Source organism: Conexibacter sp. SYSU D00693, from assembly GCF_017084525.1.
Taxonomy (GTDB): domain Bacteria; phylum Actinomycetota; class Thermoleophilia; order Solirubrobacterales; family Solirubrobacteraceae; genus Baekduia.
Genome location: NZ_CP070950.1, coordinates 3,994,600 through 4,009,196, shown reverse-complemented (window position 1 = coordinate 4,009,196; position 14,597 = coordinate 3,994,600). Strand labels below are relative to the sequence as shown.

The window sequence follows — 14,597 nt, the reverse complement described above, 5'->3', positions numbered from 1 at the left end:
GACGTGATGCGCCTGCGCTCTGCCCTCCTGTGCTCGCTCGCCGCCACCGCGGTGCTCCCGGCCGCCGCCGAGGCGCGGGTCGTCCTCGTCGCCGCCGGCGACGGCAACGCCACGCTCGTCGGCGTCTCGACCGGCAAGGTCGAGGCCCGGGTGCCGGTGGGCGGGCGGACGCGCGCCGTGGCGGTCACGCCCGACGGGCGACGGGGGTTCGTCGCCGCGGGCCGCTCGGTCGTCGCCGTCGACCTCGACGGCCGGCGCGTCGCCGGGCGCGCCGACCGGCCCGGGACGCTGACCGCGCTGGCCATCACCGCCGACGGCAGCCGCCTCCTCGCCACCCGGCGGGGCGCGCTCGACGTCATCGACGCCGCCAGCCTCCAGCTCCTGCGCTCGATCCGCCTCGGGTCGAGCACGCCGCGGGCGCTCGCGGTCTCCGCCGACGGGCGCAAGGCCGTCGCGGTCCTCGACGGCAAGCGCGTCGGCGTCGTCGACGTCGCCACCGCCAGCGTCAAGCGCCGCCAGCTCGCCGGCGCCAGCAGCATCACGTTCGGCGCCAGCGGCCAGGTCGCCTACCTGCCGTCCATCACCAAGAGCAAGGGCGCGCGCCTGGTGAGCCTCGACACCGCCAGCGGCCGGCTGCGCGGCATCGCCCGCCTGCGCCAGGGTCCCGGCGGCGGCATCGCGCTCACCGGCGACGGGCGCCGCGCGGTCATCGGCGCCGCGTCGAGCCGCTCGCGCGTGACCGCCGTCGTCGACCTCGCCACGGGCCGCACGGTCGCCCGCGTCGCCGCCGGGCGCGGGCCCGGCCACCCGGCCGTCTCCGGCGACGGCACCCGGATCTACGTCGCCGACGAGGGCGCCGGCAGCCTCTCGGTCCTCTCCGGGCTCTCCTTCAAGCGCCTCAGCGCCCGCAGCGTGAAGCGCGGCGCCCGGCCCGTCGCCGCGGTCGTCCAGGGCGGCCTCGCCCTCCAGCGCGGCACCGAGGGCAACGACGAGCTGCGCGGCACGCGCCTGGCCGACCTCCTCGAGGGCCTCGGCGGCGACGACCTGCTCAGCGGCGGCCGCGACAACGACGTCCTGCGCGGCGGCGCCGGCAACGACCGCCTCTTCGCCAGCTCGGGCAACGACGTCGCCGACGGCGGCGACGGGAACGACTTCGCCAGCACCGAGGCCGGCGACGACCAGATCGCCGGCGGCGCCGGCGACGACGGCGCCAACGGCGGCACCGGCAACGACAAGCTCGACGGCGGCGACGGCAACGACGCCCTCGACGGCGGCGACGGGGACGACACGATCCTCGGCGGCCTGGGCGACGACCGCATCGTCGAGGCCGGCCTGGGCAACGACAAGCTCCTCGACGGTGGCCCGGGCGCCGACTTCATCGACGGCAACCGCGGCAGCGACGCCGAGATCGACGGCGGCGAGGGCGACGACACGCTCCTCGGCGGCCCCGGCTCCGAGATGGTCGACGGCGGCCCCGGCAACGACACGATCGACGGCGGCACCGCGGGCGACCGCCTCTACGGCCGCGACGGCGACGACAACGTCCGGGGCGACGCCGGGCGCGACCGCATCTACGGCTCCGCCGGCAACGACACCGTCGACGCCGGCTCCGGCGACGACGAGGTCAGCGGCTCCGACGGCGCCGACACGATCGTCGCCGGGCCCGGTGCCGACCGCGTCAACGCCGGCAGCGGCAACGACGAGGTCCGCGTGGCCGACGGCGACGCCGACACCGTCGACTGCGGCACCGGCCGCGACACCGCCTACGTGGAGCAGGACGCCCCGACGCGCGACAGCCTCAAGAGCTGCGAGAAGGTCGTGCCCGTCCCGGCCGAGCCCTCGACCGACGCCCCGCCGACCTCGAACAACGTCTTCGGCACCGCCGGCAACGACACGCTCGTGGGCACCGAGGCCATCGACTCGCTGTTCGGCTCCGACGGCAACGACGTGCTCTTCGGCAACGGCGGCGACGACTACGTCGACGGCGAGAACGGCAACGACGAGCTCCACGGCGGCGCCGGCAACGACGAGCTCCACGGCCGCCACGACGACGACGTCGTCCTGGGCAACGAGGGCGACGACGACCTGACGGGCGACCGCGGCCGGGACACGCTCAACGGCGGGCCGGGCAACGACACGCTCAACGGCAACCTCGACGACGACGTGGTCGACGGCGGCGAGGGCGACGACCGCATCCAGGCCGTGGCCGGCGGCACCGACCGCATCGCCTGCGGGCCCGGCAACGACGTCGTCTTCGCCGACGTGCAGGACGTCGTGGCCGCCGACTGCGAGGACGTCCGGCGCTGACCCCGCCGGTCACGCTGCGCGCCGCGGGCGCCGGGGACCTCCCGGCGCTCGAGGCGCTGGCCCGCCACGCCGCCGTCGAGCCGCACCTCGCGCCGCGCAGCGCCGACGGCCTCGCCACGGCGCTCGACGCCGGAGAGGTGCGCGTGATCGAGGTGGACGGCCGCCTCGCGGGCGCCCTGCGCGTCGTCCTCGTCAGCGAGCACAGCCGGCTGGCCGACGTGCGCACCGTCATGGTCGACCCGTCGCTCGCCCGCCGCGGCATCGCCGTCGCTGCCCTGCGCGCCCTCGCCGACGCGCTGCTGCGCGACGGCCCGCTGCACCGCCTCCAGGCCGAGAGCTACGGCTCCAACGAGGCGGCCCGCCGCACGTTCCTCGCCGCGGGCTTCCGCCTGGACGGCGTCCGCCGGCGCGCCTGGTGGCGCGACGGCCAGTGGCACGACGGCCTCCTGTTCGGCCTCGTGGCCGAGGACCTGGACTAGGCCGTCGCGGCGCGCCGCTTGGCCCGGCGCTCCGCGCGCACGCGCGAGCGCACGCCCGCGCGCCCGAGCGCGTCGAGCTGGGCGTAGAGGCCGCGGATCTCGCTGAAGACCTCGTTGGCCACGAGCTGGGACTGCTCGCGCGTCGGGTCCTCGAGGCGCTCGTAGCGGAAGGGCTCGCCGTACTGGACGGTGACCTTCGGGAACTCGAGGCGCTTCCAGTTGCGCACCTTCGAGGAGCCGTGGATCGCGACCGGGACGACCGTCGCGCCGGTGCGCAGCGCCAGGCGTCCGATGCCCGGCTTGGCCTGCTCGGCGAGCTTGCCCGAGCGCGAGCGCCCGCCCTCGCAGTACATGCAGATCAGGCCGTCGCGCTCGAGGATCGTCTCGGCGGTGAGGAACGCGTCCTCGTCGCGGTGGCCGCGGCGCACCGGGAAGACGCCGCCGTGCGTGTAGACGAACTGCAGCGGCGGCTTGAACATCTGCGACTTGGCCATGAAGCGCACCTTGCGCCGGATGAACGCCCCGGCGAAGAAGTGGTCCATGAACGAGAAGTGGTTGGGCGCGAGGATCACCGGGCCCGACAACGGCACGTTGTCCGAGCCGATGCAGCGGGCGCGGAAGACCGTCGTGGCGTACGCGAACGTCGTCATGTGGACGAGCTCGTACATCGGGTCGGGCTCGCGCGTGCGCGAGCGCTCGTGGAACCGGTCGAAGTACTCCTTGGGCCGCGGGTCCTTGTAGACCTGCGCCTTCATCGGTGCCAGCTCCTCCGCCATGCGGAGGCGATCCTACCCGGCCTTCGCGCGTGTCAGCGCGTCACGCCAGCCGGCGACCAGGACCTCGCGCTCGTCGTCGCCCATGACCGGCTCGTAGCGGCTCTTCTCCCGCCAGACGCGGCTCACCTGGTCCTGCGTCCACGCCCCGCAGCCGACCCCCGCGAGGAAGGCCGCGCCGAGCGCCGTCGTCTCGCTCACCTCGGGCACGACGACCGGCACGCCGAGCACGTCGGCCTGGAACTGCATGAGCCAGCGGTTGACCGACGCGCCGCCGTCGGCGCGCAGCTCGACGAGCGGCTGCCCGCTGGCCGCCTCCATCGCGCGGACCGCGTCGAGCGTCTGGTAGGCGATGGCCTCGAGCGTCGCGCGAGCCAGATGCGCCCTGCCCGCGCCGCGGGTGAGCCCGACGATCGTCCCGCGCGCGTGCGGGTCCCAGTGCGGCGAGCCCAGCCCGGTGAGCGCCGGGACGAAGTACACGCCGTCGTTGGACGCGAGCGACGCGGCGAGCGGCTCGGTGTCGGAGGCCTGCTCGATGATCCCGAGGCCGTCGCGCAGCCACTGCACCGCCGCCCCGGTGACGAAGATCGACGCCTCCAGGGCGTACTGCGTGCGCTGGCCGATGCCCCAGGCGACGGTCGTCAGCAGGCCGGGCGGCGCGGTCGGCGGGTGCACGCCGCTGTTGAGCAGGACGAAGGAGCCCGTGCCGTAGGTGTTCTTGCCCTGGCCGGGGTCCAGGCAGGCCTGGCCGTAGAGCGCGGCCTGCTGGTCGCCCGCGATCCCGGAGACCGGGACGGCGTGGCCGTGCAGCGCCTCGGGCCTCGTGCGGCCGAACTCGCCGATGGAGGGCCGCACCTCGGGCAGCGCCCGGACCGGCACCCCGAGCAGGTCGCACAGCTCCTCGTCCCACACGCAGCGGCCGATGTCGAAGAGCAGGGTCCGCGACGCGTTGGTCGTGTCGGTCACATGCTCGCCGCAGAGCTTGAAGACCAGCCACGAGTCCATCGTCCCGAAGACCGCGCGGCCCTCCCGGGCGCGCTGCTCGAGGCCGTCGACGTTGCGCAGCAGCCACTCGACCTTCGTGCCGGAGAAGTACGGGTCGAGGACGAGGCCGGTGCGGGTGCGCACCATCGACTCGTGCCCGGCCGTGCGCAGCTGCGCGCAGCGGTCCGCCGTGCGGCGGTCCTGCCAGACCAGCGCCCGATGGAGGGGCTCGCCCGTCGACGGGTCCCAGGCGCAGACCGTCTCGCGCTGGTTGGTGATGCCGACGGCCAGCAGCTCCCCCTCCACGACGCCCGCGTCCTCGAGCGCCTCGCCGGCCACGGCGTGCGTGGTCTCCCAGACCTCGTTCGCGTCGTGCTCGACCCAGCCGGGCCGCGGGAAGTGCTGGGTGAACTCGCGGTAGCCGCGGCCCACCAGCTCGCCCTCGGTGTCGAAGACCAGCGCCGTGACGCCGGTCGTGCCCTCGTCGAGCGCCAGGAGCATCGGCGCAGCCTACGCACGCCGCGCGCGCGTGTGAGAGGAGGCCGCCGGGGCCACTCCGCCGCGGGCTGTCCCGTCCCGCGGCGGAGCCCCTCGGCCCCAGCGCCTCTCCTCTCCCCCGCCGGCCCAGTGGGTCAGGCCGTTCCGGCGGGATGACCAGACGGAGCAGCAGGCCGTTCGTCGCAGGAGGAGACGGAGGAGGCCTGGTGTGCTGTTCCGCTGCTGATCACGTGGCGACAGTCTGCGCCACGGCCGCGGCCCGCGGGATCGCCCGCCGGTCGGAAGTTCTCCCCGTCCCGACCGCCCGACGGTCGAGGTCGGTCGGACAGCCCCTAGCAGCCCTCGCGCGCGCGGGCGGCCGCGCGGATGTCGCGCAGCTGGCGCAGGCGGTGCCAGAAGCCCCGCAGCGTCCGGCCGGTCGCCCGGTGGGCGAGGTCGAGCTCCACCTCGGCGATGCGCAGGCCGGCGCGGTGGGCGTCGATCGTCATCCCGACCTCCATGCCGAAGCGCGGCGCGAAGGGCAGCAGGCGCTCGAGGGCGTCGCCGCGCAGCGCCCGCTGGCCGGAGATGGGCGCACGCAGGTCCAGGCCCGTGGCCTCGAGGATCGCGTCGTGGGCGGCGCCGACGGCGACGCCGAACCCGCCGCCGACCTTCCGCGCGAAGACCGCCACGGCGAGGTCCGCGTCGCCGCGGCGCACGGCGTCCACGAGCGGGACGAGCTCGACGGCGCTGGCGCCGAGGTCGCCGTCGCACAGCAGGACCACCGGCGGGTCCTCGACGCGCACGAGCGGCAGGAGGCGCTGGGCGGCCAGCGTGGCGATCCCGCCCTTGCCGAGGTTGCGCTCGGCGCGCACGAGCTCGGCGCCGCCGGCCCGCGCCGCGTCGGGCGTGCTGTCGGTCGACGCGTCGTCGGCGACCACCACGTGGGCGCCCGGGAACGCCCCGCGCAGCGCCTCGAGGGTGGCGGGCAGACGCGGTCCCTCCTCGAAGGCGGTCACGAGCACCACGACGTCCATGTGGAGGACTAGGGTGCCAGGCCCCTGCTCACGAGCTGCCCCTCAGGAGGAGCGCCCATGCCGGACGTCGAGGCCCACATCACGGGCACCGTGTGGAAGATCGAGTGCGAGGTCGGCGACACGATCTCCGAGGGCGACACGGTCGTCATCCTCGAGTCCATGAAGATGGAGATGCCGGTCGAGGCCGAGGACGAGGGCACCGTCAAGGAGATCCTCTGCGAGGAGGGCCAGGCGGTCAACGAGGGCGACGTCCTCGTGCGCCTGGACTAGCTGGTTGCCGGGCGAGCTCCGGGTCGACGAGCCGGCGGAGGGGGTCCTCCGGCTCACGATCGCCAACCCCGCCAAGCGCGGCGCGCTGGACCACGCGATCCTCGACGGGATCGCGCAGGCGCTCGACGGCGTCGAGCGCCGCGCGCGCGTCGTCGTGCTCCAGGGCGCCGACGGGCAGTTCTCCAGCGGCTACGACATCGGCGACATCCCCGACGACGTCTTCGAGGTCGAGGCCGAGAAGCTCGTGGCCCACCCGTTCACCGCGGCGCTCGACGCGCTCGAGGCCTGCGACGTCCCGACCGTCGCCGCGCTCACGGGCCACACGATCGGCGGCGGGCTCGAGCTGGCGGTCACCTGCGACTTCCGCGTCGCCGGCGACGGCATCAGGCTCGGCATGCCGCCGGCCAGGCTCGGCCTCGTCTACTCGCACACCGGGCTGCGGCGGTTCATCGACACCGTCGGCGTGCCACGCACCCGCGAGCTGTTCCTGCGCGGGCGCTACGTCGACGCCCGCGAGGCGCACGAGTGGGCGCTCGTGACCGAGGTCGTCGCCCCCGACGAGGTGGAGTCCGCGGCGCTGGCGCTGGCGGGCGAGCTCGTGGCCAACGCCCCGTTGTCGCTCTCGGGCAACAAGCGCGTCATCCGCGAGCTGCTGGCCGCCCAGGGCGAGCTGACGACGGAGGTCGAGGAGCAGCTCATCGCGCTGCGCCGCGCGTGCTTCGCCTCCGAGGACTTCCGCGAGGGCGTGCGCGCCTTCGGCGAGCGGCGCCCCGCCGACTGGCAGGGCCGCTAGGCCGTGGCGAGCGGCGGCTCGGGCTCCGGCTCGACCGCCGCGACGACGTCGGCCGGCCCGAGCACGTCGAGCAGCGACGCCGGGATGCCCTTGGGCGGCACGTGGCTCATGGCGTGCTCGGCCAGCGCCGTGATGGTCAGCGACGGGTTGACGCCCGGGTTGGCCGGCACCGCCGAGCCGTCGCAGACGAGCAGGTCGTGGTAGCCGAAGACCCGCTGGTGGCGGTCGACCACGCCCTCCTGCGGCGAGCGCGCGATGACGGCGCCGCCGAGGATGTGGGCCGTCGACGGGATGTCGGCGACGGCTTCCATGATCGAGCTCTGGGCGATGCCGCCGGTCTGCTCGGCCATCCACTCCGCCGCCTGGTTGGCGACCGGGATGAACGTCGGGTTCGGACGCTCGGGGTCCTGCTCGGTCTGCAGGCGCAGGCGGCCGAAGCGCGTGCGGGTGGCCCGCAGCGCGATGGCGTTGTCGAGCGTCTGCATGACCAGGACGATGATCGTGTTGCGCGACCAGCCCCGCATGGTCAGGAAGCGCATGGTCCGGCGCGGGTGGCGGGCCATGGCGGCCAGCCACTTCAGCGGTCGCGTGGTGCGCGTGCCCTTGCCGACCAGGACGGTGAACAGCGCCTTCATCGCGCCGCCCGCGTGGCCGTAGGTCACCGTCTCGATGTGCGTGTCGGGGTCGGGGTAGATCGAGGAGGTGATGGCGACGCGGTGGGTGAGGTCGCCGAGGGTCCCCTCCGGCACCGTGACGCCGAGGATGGCCTCCGAGTTCGTGCGCACGAGCTCGCCGAGGCGGGGCGAGACGCGCGGCAGCGCGCCGTCCAGCCGGCAGCGCTGGAGCAGCTCGTTCGTGCCCAGCGCCCCGCCGGCCAGGACGACGCCGCGGGCGTGCAGCGTGGTGGTGCGGCGGCGGCCCAGCAGGCCGGGGCGCCGGTAGGTCACCGCGTAGCCGTCGGAGCCGTCGGCAGCGCCGAGCGGGCGGACCTCGACGACCTGCGCGTCGGGGCGGACGTCGACGCCGAGGCGCTCGGCGAACCACAGGTAGTTCTTGCGCAGCGTGTTCTTCGCGCCGACGGGGCAGCCGACCATGCAGCGCCCGCAGCGCGTGCAGCCGGTGCGGGCCGGCCCGTCGCCGCCGAAGTAGGGATCGGCGACGGTCGTGCCCGCCTCGCCGAGGAAGACCCCGACGCGGGCGCGCTTCCAGGTCCCCGAGACCTCGAGGTGCTCGCCCAGGCGCTGGAGCAGCGCGTCGGCCGGGTCGTCCTCGTCGTAGTCGACGACCCCGAGCATCCGCTCGGCCTCGGCGTAGTGCGGGGCGAGGTCGCGCTCCCAGTCGCCGAGGTCGGCCCACTGCGGGTCCTCGAAGAAGCGCGCGGGCGGGACGTAGAGCGTGTTGGCGTAGCCCAGCGACCCGCCGCCGACCCCGGCGCCCGCCGCGACCGTGACGTCGCGGAAGAACCTCATGCGCAGGAGGCCGCGCATGCCGAGCGACGGGGCGAAGAAGTAGCGGCGCAGGTCCCACGTGGACCTGGGCATGTCGGCCTCGTCGATGCGCCGGCCCTGCTCGAGCACCGTGACGTCGTAGCCCTTCTCGGCCAGGCGCAGCGCGGAGACGCTGCCGCCGAAGCCGGAGCCGACGACGACCCAGTCGGCGTCGAAGGCGCCGTTCGACACGGTGTCCATGCGGTCAGCGTAGCAGCGAAGGTGACGGGTCCGTCACGTTTTCGGTGTGAACGACCCGGCGAGTCCCGGTGGCACTTCGCGGACCGCGGGTAGAGGCTTGCGTCGATGGCCGCTCGCCAGGACCAGCCCGTGCTGCGCCCGCTCGCCCGGACGTGCCTCGAGCTCCTGCTCGTCGCGGCCGTGGCGATCGGGGTGACGCTCGCGCTGTGGCGGCTGCGGCTCGTGGTCCTGCCGACGTTCGTGGCCCTGCTGCTGACCACGCTCCTCCTGCCGCTGGTGCGGCGCCTGCGCGACGGGCTCGGGGTGCCCAGCGCCGCGGCCGCCGGGCTCGCGATGCTGGCGACCCTCGGGGTCCTGGCCATCGCGCTCGTCCTGCTCGTGCCGCCGGTGGTCGACGAGGTCGGGCAGGTCGGGTCGAGCGCCCGTGAGGGCCTGGACGAGGTGACGCAGTGGCTCAGCGACGGGCCGCTGGCCATCGACCCGGCCGACGTCGACCGGGCCACGGACCAGGCGGTCGACGCGCTGCGCGACAACCTGGGCGGGATCGGGCGCGGGGTCATCGGCGGCGCGACGATCGCCGCGGAGGTCGTGGCCGGCTTCCTCATCGCGCTGGTGCTGACGTTCTTCTTCCTGCACGACGGCGATCGGATCTGGCGCTGGATCCTGTCCCTCGTCCCCCAGCGCCACCGCCGCCAGGTCGACGGCTTCGGCCACGACGCGCTCGCGGCGCTCGGCGGCTACCTGCGGGGCGTGATCTTCGTCGCGCTGGTCGACGCGACGTTCATCGGCATCGGCCTGGCCGTGCTCGGGGTGCCGCTCGTCCTGCCCCTGGCGGTGCTCACGTTCGTCGCCGCGTTCGTCCCGCTCGTGGGTGCCGTGACCGCGGGTGCGGTCGCCGCGCTGGTGGCGCTCGTGACCGAGGGCGTGGTCGACGCGGTGCTCGTCGTCGTGATCGTGACCGCGGTGCAGCAGCTCGAGGGCGACCTGCTGTACCCCGTCGTCGTGGGCCGCTCGATCGACCTGCACCCCGTCGCCACGCTGCTGGCCGTCACGGGCGGGGGCGTGCTCGGGGGCATCGCGGGCGCGGCGGTCGCCGTGCCCGTGGCCGCCGTGGTCTGGACGGGCGTGAAGCGGGCGCGCGACGTCGCCGGACCCGGACCGGCGCCGCCCGTGCCCGAGCCGGAGACCCCGCAGTAGGCGGTCCTGCGCGCCGGCCGCCAACCGGCCCTGGACAGCGGCGGTCGGGTGGGCGACGGTCGCCCCATGTCCCGCACCTCGTCCCCGGTGGCGACCGGCCTGCTGGCCCTCGGCGTCCTGCAGCTCCTGCAGGGGCTGTGGATGGCGGTCGACCCCGGCTCGTTCTTCGACACCCTCGGGGCGTTCGGCGCGCGCAACGACCACTACGTGCGCGACGCCGCCACGCCCACGCTGGCGCTCGGAGGGGTCGCGCTCGCCGCCGTGTCGCGCCCGAGCTGGCGCGCGCCGGTCCTGGCCTTCGCGGCGCTGTGGTTCGGGCTGCACGCGGTCAACCACCTCGCCGACGTCAGCGACGCCAACGCCGACGGCGTCGGGCCGCTGGACCTCGTGCTCCTCGCCGGCCTGACCGCGGGCCTGGCGTGGCTCGCGGCGCTCGCGCGGCGCGAGGAGCCCGCGGGCTAGTGTCCGGCGCGCGTGCGCCTGGTCACCTGGAACGTCAACTCCCTCAAGGCGCGGATGCCGCGTGTGCTCCAGCTCCTCGAGGAGGTCGGGCCCGACGTCGTCTGCCTCCAGGAGACCAAGGCCGAGGCCGCGGCGTTCCCCGCCGACGAGCTCGCCGAGGCCGGGTACGAGGCCGCACACCACAGCGGCGGGCGCTGGGCCGGCGTGGCGGTGCTGGCGCGCTCCGGCCGGGCCCGGGGCGAGGAGGTCCACGGGCTGCCGGGCGAGGCGCGCCCCGAGGAGGCGCGGTGGGTCGAGGCCGAGGTCGACGGCGTGCGCGTGATCTCGACCTACGTCGTCAACGGCCGCGAGGTCGACTCGCCGTGGTTCGCCGAGAAGCTCGCGTTCCTCGATGCGATGGCCGCGCGCGTGCGCGCGCTGCGCGAGGCGCGCCCCGACCAGCCCGTCGTGCTCGCCGGCGACCTCAACGTCTGCCGTGACGACCGCGACGTCTACGACCCGGCGGCGTTCGCCGGCTCGACGCACGTCACCGCGCAGGAGCGCGAGCGCCTCGAGGCGCTGCTCGACGCCGGCGGGCTCGTCGACGCCTACCGCGACGTCGACCCCGACGGGCAGCTCTTCACCTGGTGGGACTACCGCGCCGGGCACTTCCACAAGGGGCTCGGGCTGCGCATCGACTACGTCCTGGCCGGCGGGCTCGAGGTCCGCGACTACGCGATGCTGCGCGACTTCCGCAAGGGCTCCAAGCCCTCCGACCACGCGCCGGTGCTCGTCGAGCTCGGCCGTCCGTGACCCGGACGACGTCCATCCGCGGCGAGTGGCAGGCTGCCGGGCCATGCCGCCGCTGATCACGCCCGAGGAGGCCCATCGCCTCGGGGAGCTCGAGGACCACGACGACATCCTGGCGCTCGTGGAGCGGGCGTGGCAGGCGCGTCAGGAGCACCACGGCGACTCGACGGACCTCTGCTCGCTGGTCAACGCGAAGTCCGGCGGCTGCGCCGAGGACTGCGGCTTCTGCGCCCAGTCGCGCTTCGCCGAGGCCGAGACGCCGATGCACGCGCTCATGGAGCCCGAGCAGATGCTCGAGCACGCCAAGGCCGCCGAGGCCGCCGGCGCCCACCGCTTCTGCATGGTCACCCAGGGCCAGGGCCTGTCCAAGCGCGACTTCGAGAAGGTCCTCGAGGGCGCCCGCCTGGTCGCGCAGCACACGAACCTCAAGCGCTGCGCCTCGATCGGCCACATGAGCGTGTCCCGGGCCAAGGCGCTGAAGGACGCGGGCATCCAGCGCGTCCACCACAACGTCGAGACCGCCGAGTCCTACTACCCCGAGGTCTCGACGACGGTCCGCTACGAGGGCCGGCTGCGCACGATCGACGCGGTCCGCGAGGCCGGGCTCGAGACGTGCGTCGGCGGCATCCTCAACCTCGGCGAGTCGCGCGCCCAGCGCGTCGAGATGGCCTTCGAGCTGTCGAAGATCGACCCGACCTCGGTGCCGATCAACCTGCTCAACCCGCGTCCGGGCACGAAGTTCGGCGACCGCGACTACCTGGACCCGTGGGAGGCGGTGAAGTGGATCGCCATCTTCCGGCTGATCCTCCCGCGCGCGCTGTTCCGCCTCTGCGGCGGGCGTGTCGAGAACCTCGGCGAGCTCCAGCCGCTGGCGGTCAAGGCCGGCCTCAACGGCGTGATGATGGGCAACTTCCTCACCACGCTGGGCACGACGCCCGACTACGACCGCAAGATGTTCACCGACCTGGGCCTGAACGTCGGGCGTTGGGAGGACAACGGCTCCAACCCGCGCCCCGACAACCGCTCGGGCGTCCTCGAGGGTGAGACGCCGGACGTCATCGGCGACTTCCTCGACACCCCGGAGCAGGCCGAGGCCGCGGGCATCGAGATCTCGCTCTGGGACCCGTCGACCGCGCTGCGCTACCAGAAGAAGACGAAGGTCCCGCCGCGGCCCGACGGCGCGCCCAACCGCTGGCCCGGCAGCGCGCCGCCGCCCGCGGAGCCCGCGCAGCTCACCGGCATGCCCTTCGGGCACTAGGCGGTGGACGCCGAGCCGGACCCGGGTGACGCGCTGCCCCTCGGGGCCGGCGTGGACGCCGCCGTCCACGAGCACCTCACGCGGCTGCGCGCGGCGGGGCTCGAGCGCCGCATGCGGGTCGTGAGCGGGCCGCAGGGCCCGCGCGTCGTCCTGGACGGCAAGCCGGTCCTGCTGCTGTGCTCGAACGACTACCTCGGGCTGGCCGACCACCCGCAGGTCCGCGAGGCGGCGGCCGACGCGGCCATGCGCTGGGGCGCCGGCGCGGGCGCGTCGCGCCTGGTCAGCGGGACGATGACCGTCCACCGCAAGCTCGAGGAGCGCCTCGCGGCGTTCAAGGGCACCGAGGCGGCGGTGCTCTTCGGCGCCGGCTACCTGGCCAACGTCGGGGTGCTCGGGGCGGTCGCCCAGGTCGCGGGCCGCGACCCGGTCGTCTTCAGCGACGCGCTCAACCACGCGTCGATCATCGACGGCTGCCGGCTCGCGCGCGCCGAGGTCGCGGTCTACGACCACTGCGACGTCGAGCACCTCGGCTGGCTGCTCGAGCGCCACCGCGGGCGCGGGGCCGTCGTGGTGACCGACTCGGTGTTCTCGATGGACGGCGACGTGGCGCCCCTGACCGAGCTCGTCGAGCTCGCGCAGCGCTTCGGGGCGCGGACGGTCGTCGACGACGCGCACGGCACGGGCTGCGTCGGGCCGGGCGGCCGCGGCGCGGTGGCCGAGGCGGGGCTCGAGGGCCAGGTCGACGTCGTCGTCGGGACGCTGGGCAAGGCGCTGGGCTCCTACGGCGCGTTCGCCGCGTGCTCGTCGGCGATGCGCGACCTCCTGGTGAACACCGCGCGGTCGCTCATCTTCTCCACGGCGCCGCCGCCGCCCGCGGTTGCCGCCGCCTGCGCGGCCCTCGAGCTGGTCGAGGCCCAGCCTGACCGCCCGGCACAGCTGCAGGCCAACGCGGGCGCGCTGCGCGACGCGCTGGCGCGCGAGGGCTTCGAGGTCGCGGGCTCGACGACCCAGGTCGTGCCGCTCGTGGTCGGCGACGCCGAGCAGGCCATGGCGTTCTGCGAGGCGGCGATCGAGGGCGGGGTCTTCGCTCAGGCGATCCGGCCTCCGACGGTCCCCGAGGGCACCTCGCGCCTGCGCCTGGCGGTCATGGCGTCGCACACCAAGGACGACCTGCGCGAGGCGGCGCGGACGCTCGGCCGTGCCGCGCTGCGCGCGGGCTTCCGGCCGGGCGCCGGCGTCCCGGTCGCCGCCGCGCAGCCGGCCGGGCCCCGGTCCTGGGACCGTCGCCAGGCGGCCTAGAAGGCCGCGGTTTGCAGGGACTTCCCGGCGTACGCGGGCTCTTCGTCACCGCGACCGACACGGGCGTCGGCAAGACCGTCCTGGCGGCGGCGCTCTGCGCGGCGCTCCGGGAGCGCGGGGTGCGGGTCGCGGCGGCCAAGCCGGTCGTGACCGGCCTGGACGAGCCCGAGCCGGGCGTGCCGCTGGACCACGAGCTGCTGGCCGCCTGCACCGGCCAGCGCCCCGACGAGGTGACCGCGACGACCTTCGGCCCTGCGGTCTCCCCGCACCTGGCGGCGCAGCAGGCCGGCGTGACGCTCGAGCTGGAGGACCTCGTCGCCGCGGCCCGGCGGGCGGGCGAGGACGCCGAGGCGCTCGTGGTCGAGGGCGTCGGCGGCCTGCTCGTGCCGTTCTCGGACCGCGCGACGGTCCGCGACCTCGTCGCGGCGCTGGGGCTGCCGGTCGTCGTGGCGGCCCGTGCGGGGCTCGGGACGATCAACCACACGCTGCTGACGGTCGAGGCGGCGCGGGCCGCCGGGCTCGACGTCCGGGCCGTCGTCCTCACGCCCTGGCCGGCGGCGCCGAGCGCGATGGAGGGCTCGAACCGCGCGACGATCGCCACGCGGACGGGGCTCGAGGTCCACGTCCTGCGGGAGACGGCGCTCGAGCCCGCCGCCCTGGCCGCCGCAGCGGCCGAGCTGCCCGTCGACGGCTGGCTCGGCCAGGGGGTTACGTGACCTCTCGGCCCCGGGTCGAGGGTCGCGGTGACCGTGCCCCGGGCGAGGCGCGTCGGGCACGCCGGCCC

At 75.3% G+C, this 14,597-nt stretch carries 14 protein-coding genes; 10 read left to right on the top strand and 4 right to left on the bottom strand.

Annotation, left to right across the window (positions count from 1 at the left end; translation table 11 throughout):
* Positions 1–6 precede the first annotated feature (6 nt).
* On the top strand, positions 7–2,307 hold the full coding sequence (locus JUB12_RS19800) for a hypothetical protein (RefSeq protein ID WP_205697165.1): 2,301 nt from the start codon (positions 7–9) through the stop codon (positions 2,305–2,307).
* A gap of 137 nt (positions 2,308–2,444) precedes the next feature.
* Positions 2,445–2,786, top strand: a complete 342-nt coding sequence (locus JUB12_RS19795; RefSeq protein WP_256436562.1) for a GNAT family N-acetyltransferase — start codon at positions 2,445–2,447, stop codon at positions 2,784–2,786.
* On the opposite strand, the gene JUB12_RS19790 is transcribed toward JUB12_RS19795, so the two are convergent.
* The 3 genes from JUB12_RS19790 to JUB12_RS19780 all read right to left on the bottom strand — a co-directional run bounded on the left by JUB12_RS19790 (position 2,783) and on the right by JUB12_RS19780 (position 6,057).
* A complete protein-coding gene (locus JUB12_RS19790) occupies positions 2,783–3,562 on the bottom strand; it encodes a 1-acyl-sn-glycerol-3-phosphate acyltransferase (RefSeq protein WP_205697163.1) in 780 nt (259 codons plus the stop codon). The genes JUB12_RS19795 and JUB12_RS19790 overlap by 4 nt on opposite strands.
* Positions 3,563–3,574: 12 nt before the next feature.
* Positions 3,575–5,044, bottom strand: a complete 1,470-nt coding sequence (gene glpK / locus JUB12_RS19785; RefSeq protein ID WP_205697162.1) for a glycerol kinase GlpK — start codon at positions 5,042–5,044, stop codon at positions 3,575–3,577.
* A 329-nt stretch (positions 5,045–5,373) separates the two neighbouring features.
* Entirely contained in the window at positions 5,374–6,057 is a 684-nt protein-coding gene (locus tag JUB12_RS19780; RefSeq protein ID WP_205697161.1) for a glycosyltransferase, read from the bottom strand.
* Positions 6,058–6,114: 57 nt separating this feature from the next.
* On the opposite strand from JUB12_RS19780, the gene JUB12_RS19775 reads away from it, so the two are divergent.
* Positions 6,115–6,327 (top strand): biotin/lipoyl-binding carrier protein, encoded by a 213-nt coding sequence (locus JUB12_RS19775; RefSeq protein WP_205697160.1) that lies wholly within the window; start codon positions 6,115–6,117, stop codon positions 6,325–6,327.
* 4 nt (positions 6,328–6,331) lie between these two features.
* Positions 6,332–7,120, top strand: coding sequence for an enoyl-CoA hydratase/isomerase family protein (locus JUB12_RS19770; RefSeq protein WP_205697159.1), 789 nt, complete (start codon positions 6,332–6,334; stop codon positions 7,118–7,120).
* Here the strand turns inward: JUB12_RS19770 and JUB12_RS19765 are convergent.
* A complete protein-coding gene (locus JUB12_RS19765) occupies positions 7,117–8,808 on the bottom strand; it encodes a GMC oxidoreductase (RefSeq protein WP_205697158.1) in 1,692 nt (563 codons plus the stop codon). The two genes, JUB12_RS19770 and JUB12_RS19765, sit on opposite strands and share 4 nt — an antisense overlap.
* Before the next feature lie 105 nt (positions 8,809–8,913).
* Between JUB12_RS19765 and JUB12_RS19760 the strand changes: the two genes are divergently transcribed.
* The 6 genes from JUB12_RS19760 (at position 8,914) to bioD (ending at position 14,529) form a co-directional block, all read left to right on the top strand.
* Positions 8,914–10,005 carry an AI-2E family transporter gene (locus JUB12_RS19760; RefSeq protein ID WP_205697157.1) on the top strand — a complete coding sequence of 364 codons (1,092 nt, stop codon included), beginning with the start codon at positions 8,914–8,916 and terminating at the stop codon, positions 10,003–10,005.
* A gap of 66 nt (positions 10,006–10,071) precedes the next feature.
* On the top strand, positions 10,072–10,467 hold the full coding sequence (locus JUB12_RS19755; protein ID WP_205697156.1) for a hypothetical protein: 396 nt from the start codon (positions 10,072–10,074) through the stop codon (positions 10,465–10,467).
* Between the two features lie 12 nt (positions 10,468–10,479).
* Positions 10,480–11,259: an exodeoxyribonuclease III gene (locus JUB12_RS19750; protein ID WP_205697155.1), complete on the top strand. Its 780-nt coding sequence runs from the start codon at positions 10,480–10,482 to the stop codon at positions 11,257–11,259.
* Positions 11,260–11,302: 43 nt separating this feature from the next.
* Positions 11,303–12,514, top strand: coding sequence for a biotin synthase BioB (bioB, locus tag JUB12_RS19745; RefSeq protein WP_205697154.1), 1,212 nt, complete (start codon positions 11,303–11,305; stop codon positions 12,512–12,514).
* A 111-nt stretch (positions 12,515–12,625) separates the two neighbouring features.
* Positions 12,626–13,813 carry an 8-amino-7-oxononanoate synthase gene (bioF, locus tag JUB12_RS19740; RefSeq protein ID WP_205699823.1) on the top strand — a complete coding sequence of 396 codons (1,188 nt, stop codon included), beginning with the start codon at positions 12,626–12,628 and terminating at the stop codon, positions 13,811–13,813.
* A gap of 11 nt (positions 13,814–13,824) precedes the next feature.
* A complete protein-coding gene (gene bioD / locus JUB12_RS19735) occupies positions 13,825–14,529 on the top strand; it encodes a dethiobiotin synthase (protein WP_205697153.1) in 705 nt (234 codons plus the stop codon).
* The last annotated feature ends 68 nt before the right edge of the window (positions 14,530–14,597 follow it).

Excerpts from the sequence above, each read along its gene's own strand:
- JUB12_RS19780 (WP_205697161.1), bottom strand. The coding sequence starts at position 6,057 with ATGGACGTCGTGGTGCTCGTGACCGCCTTCGAGGAGGGACCGCGTCTG.
- JUB12_RS19765 (WP_205697158.1), bottom strand. The coding sequence starts at position 8,808 with ATGGACACCGTGTCGAACGGCGCCTTCGACGCCGACTGGGTCGTCGTC.
- JUB12_RS19790 (WP_205697163.1), bottom strand. The coding sequence starts at position 3,562 with ATGGCGGAGGAGCTGGCACCGATGAAGGCGCAGGTCTACAAGGACCCG.
- bioB (WP_205697154.1), top strand. The coding sequence starts at position 11,303 with ATGCCGCCGCTGATCACGCCCGAGGAGGCCCATCGCCTCGGGGAGCTC.
- JUB12_RS19800 (WP_205697165.1), top strand. The coding sequence starts at position 7 with ATGCGCCTGCGCTCTGCCCTCCTGTGCTCGCTCGCCGCCACCGCGGTG.
- JUB12_RS19775 (WP_205697160.1), top strand. The coding sequence starts at position 6,115 with ATGCCGGACGTCGAGGCCCACATCACGGGCACCGTGTGGAAGATCGAG.
- JUB12_RS19760 (WP_205697157.1), top strand. The coding sequence starts at position 8,914 with ATGGCCGCTCGCCAGGACCAGCCCGTGCTGCGCCCGCTCGCCCGGACG.
- bioF (WP_205699823.1), top strand. The coding sequence starts at position 12,626 with ATGCGGGTCGTGAGCGGGCCGCAGGGCCCGCGCGTCGTCCTGGACGGC.
- glpK (WP_205697162.1), bottom strand. The coding sequence starts at position 5,044 with ATGCTCCTGGCGCTCGACGAGGGCACGACCGGCGTCACGGCGCTGGTC.
- JUB12_RS19755 (WP_205697156.1), top strand. The coding sequence starts at position 10,072 with ATGTCCCGCACCTCGTCCCCGGTGGCGACCGGCCTGCTGGCCCTCGGC.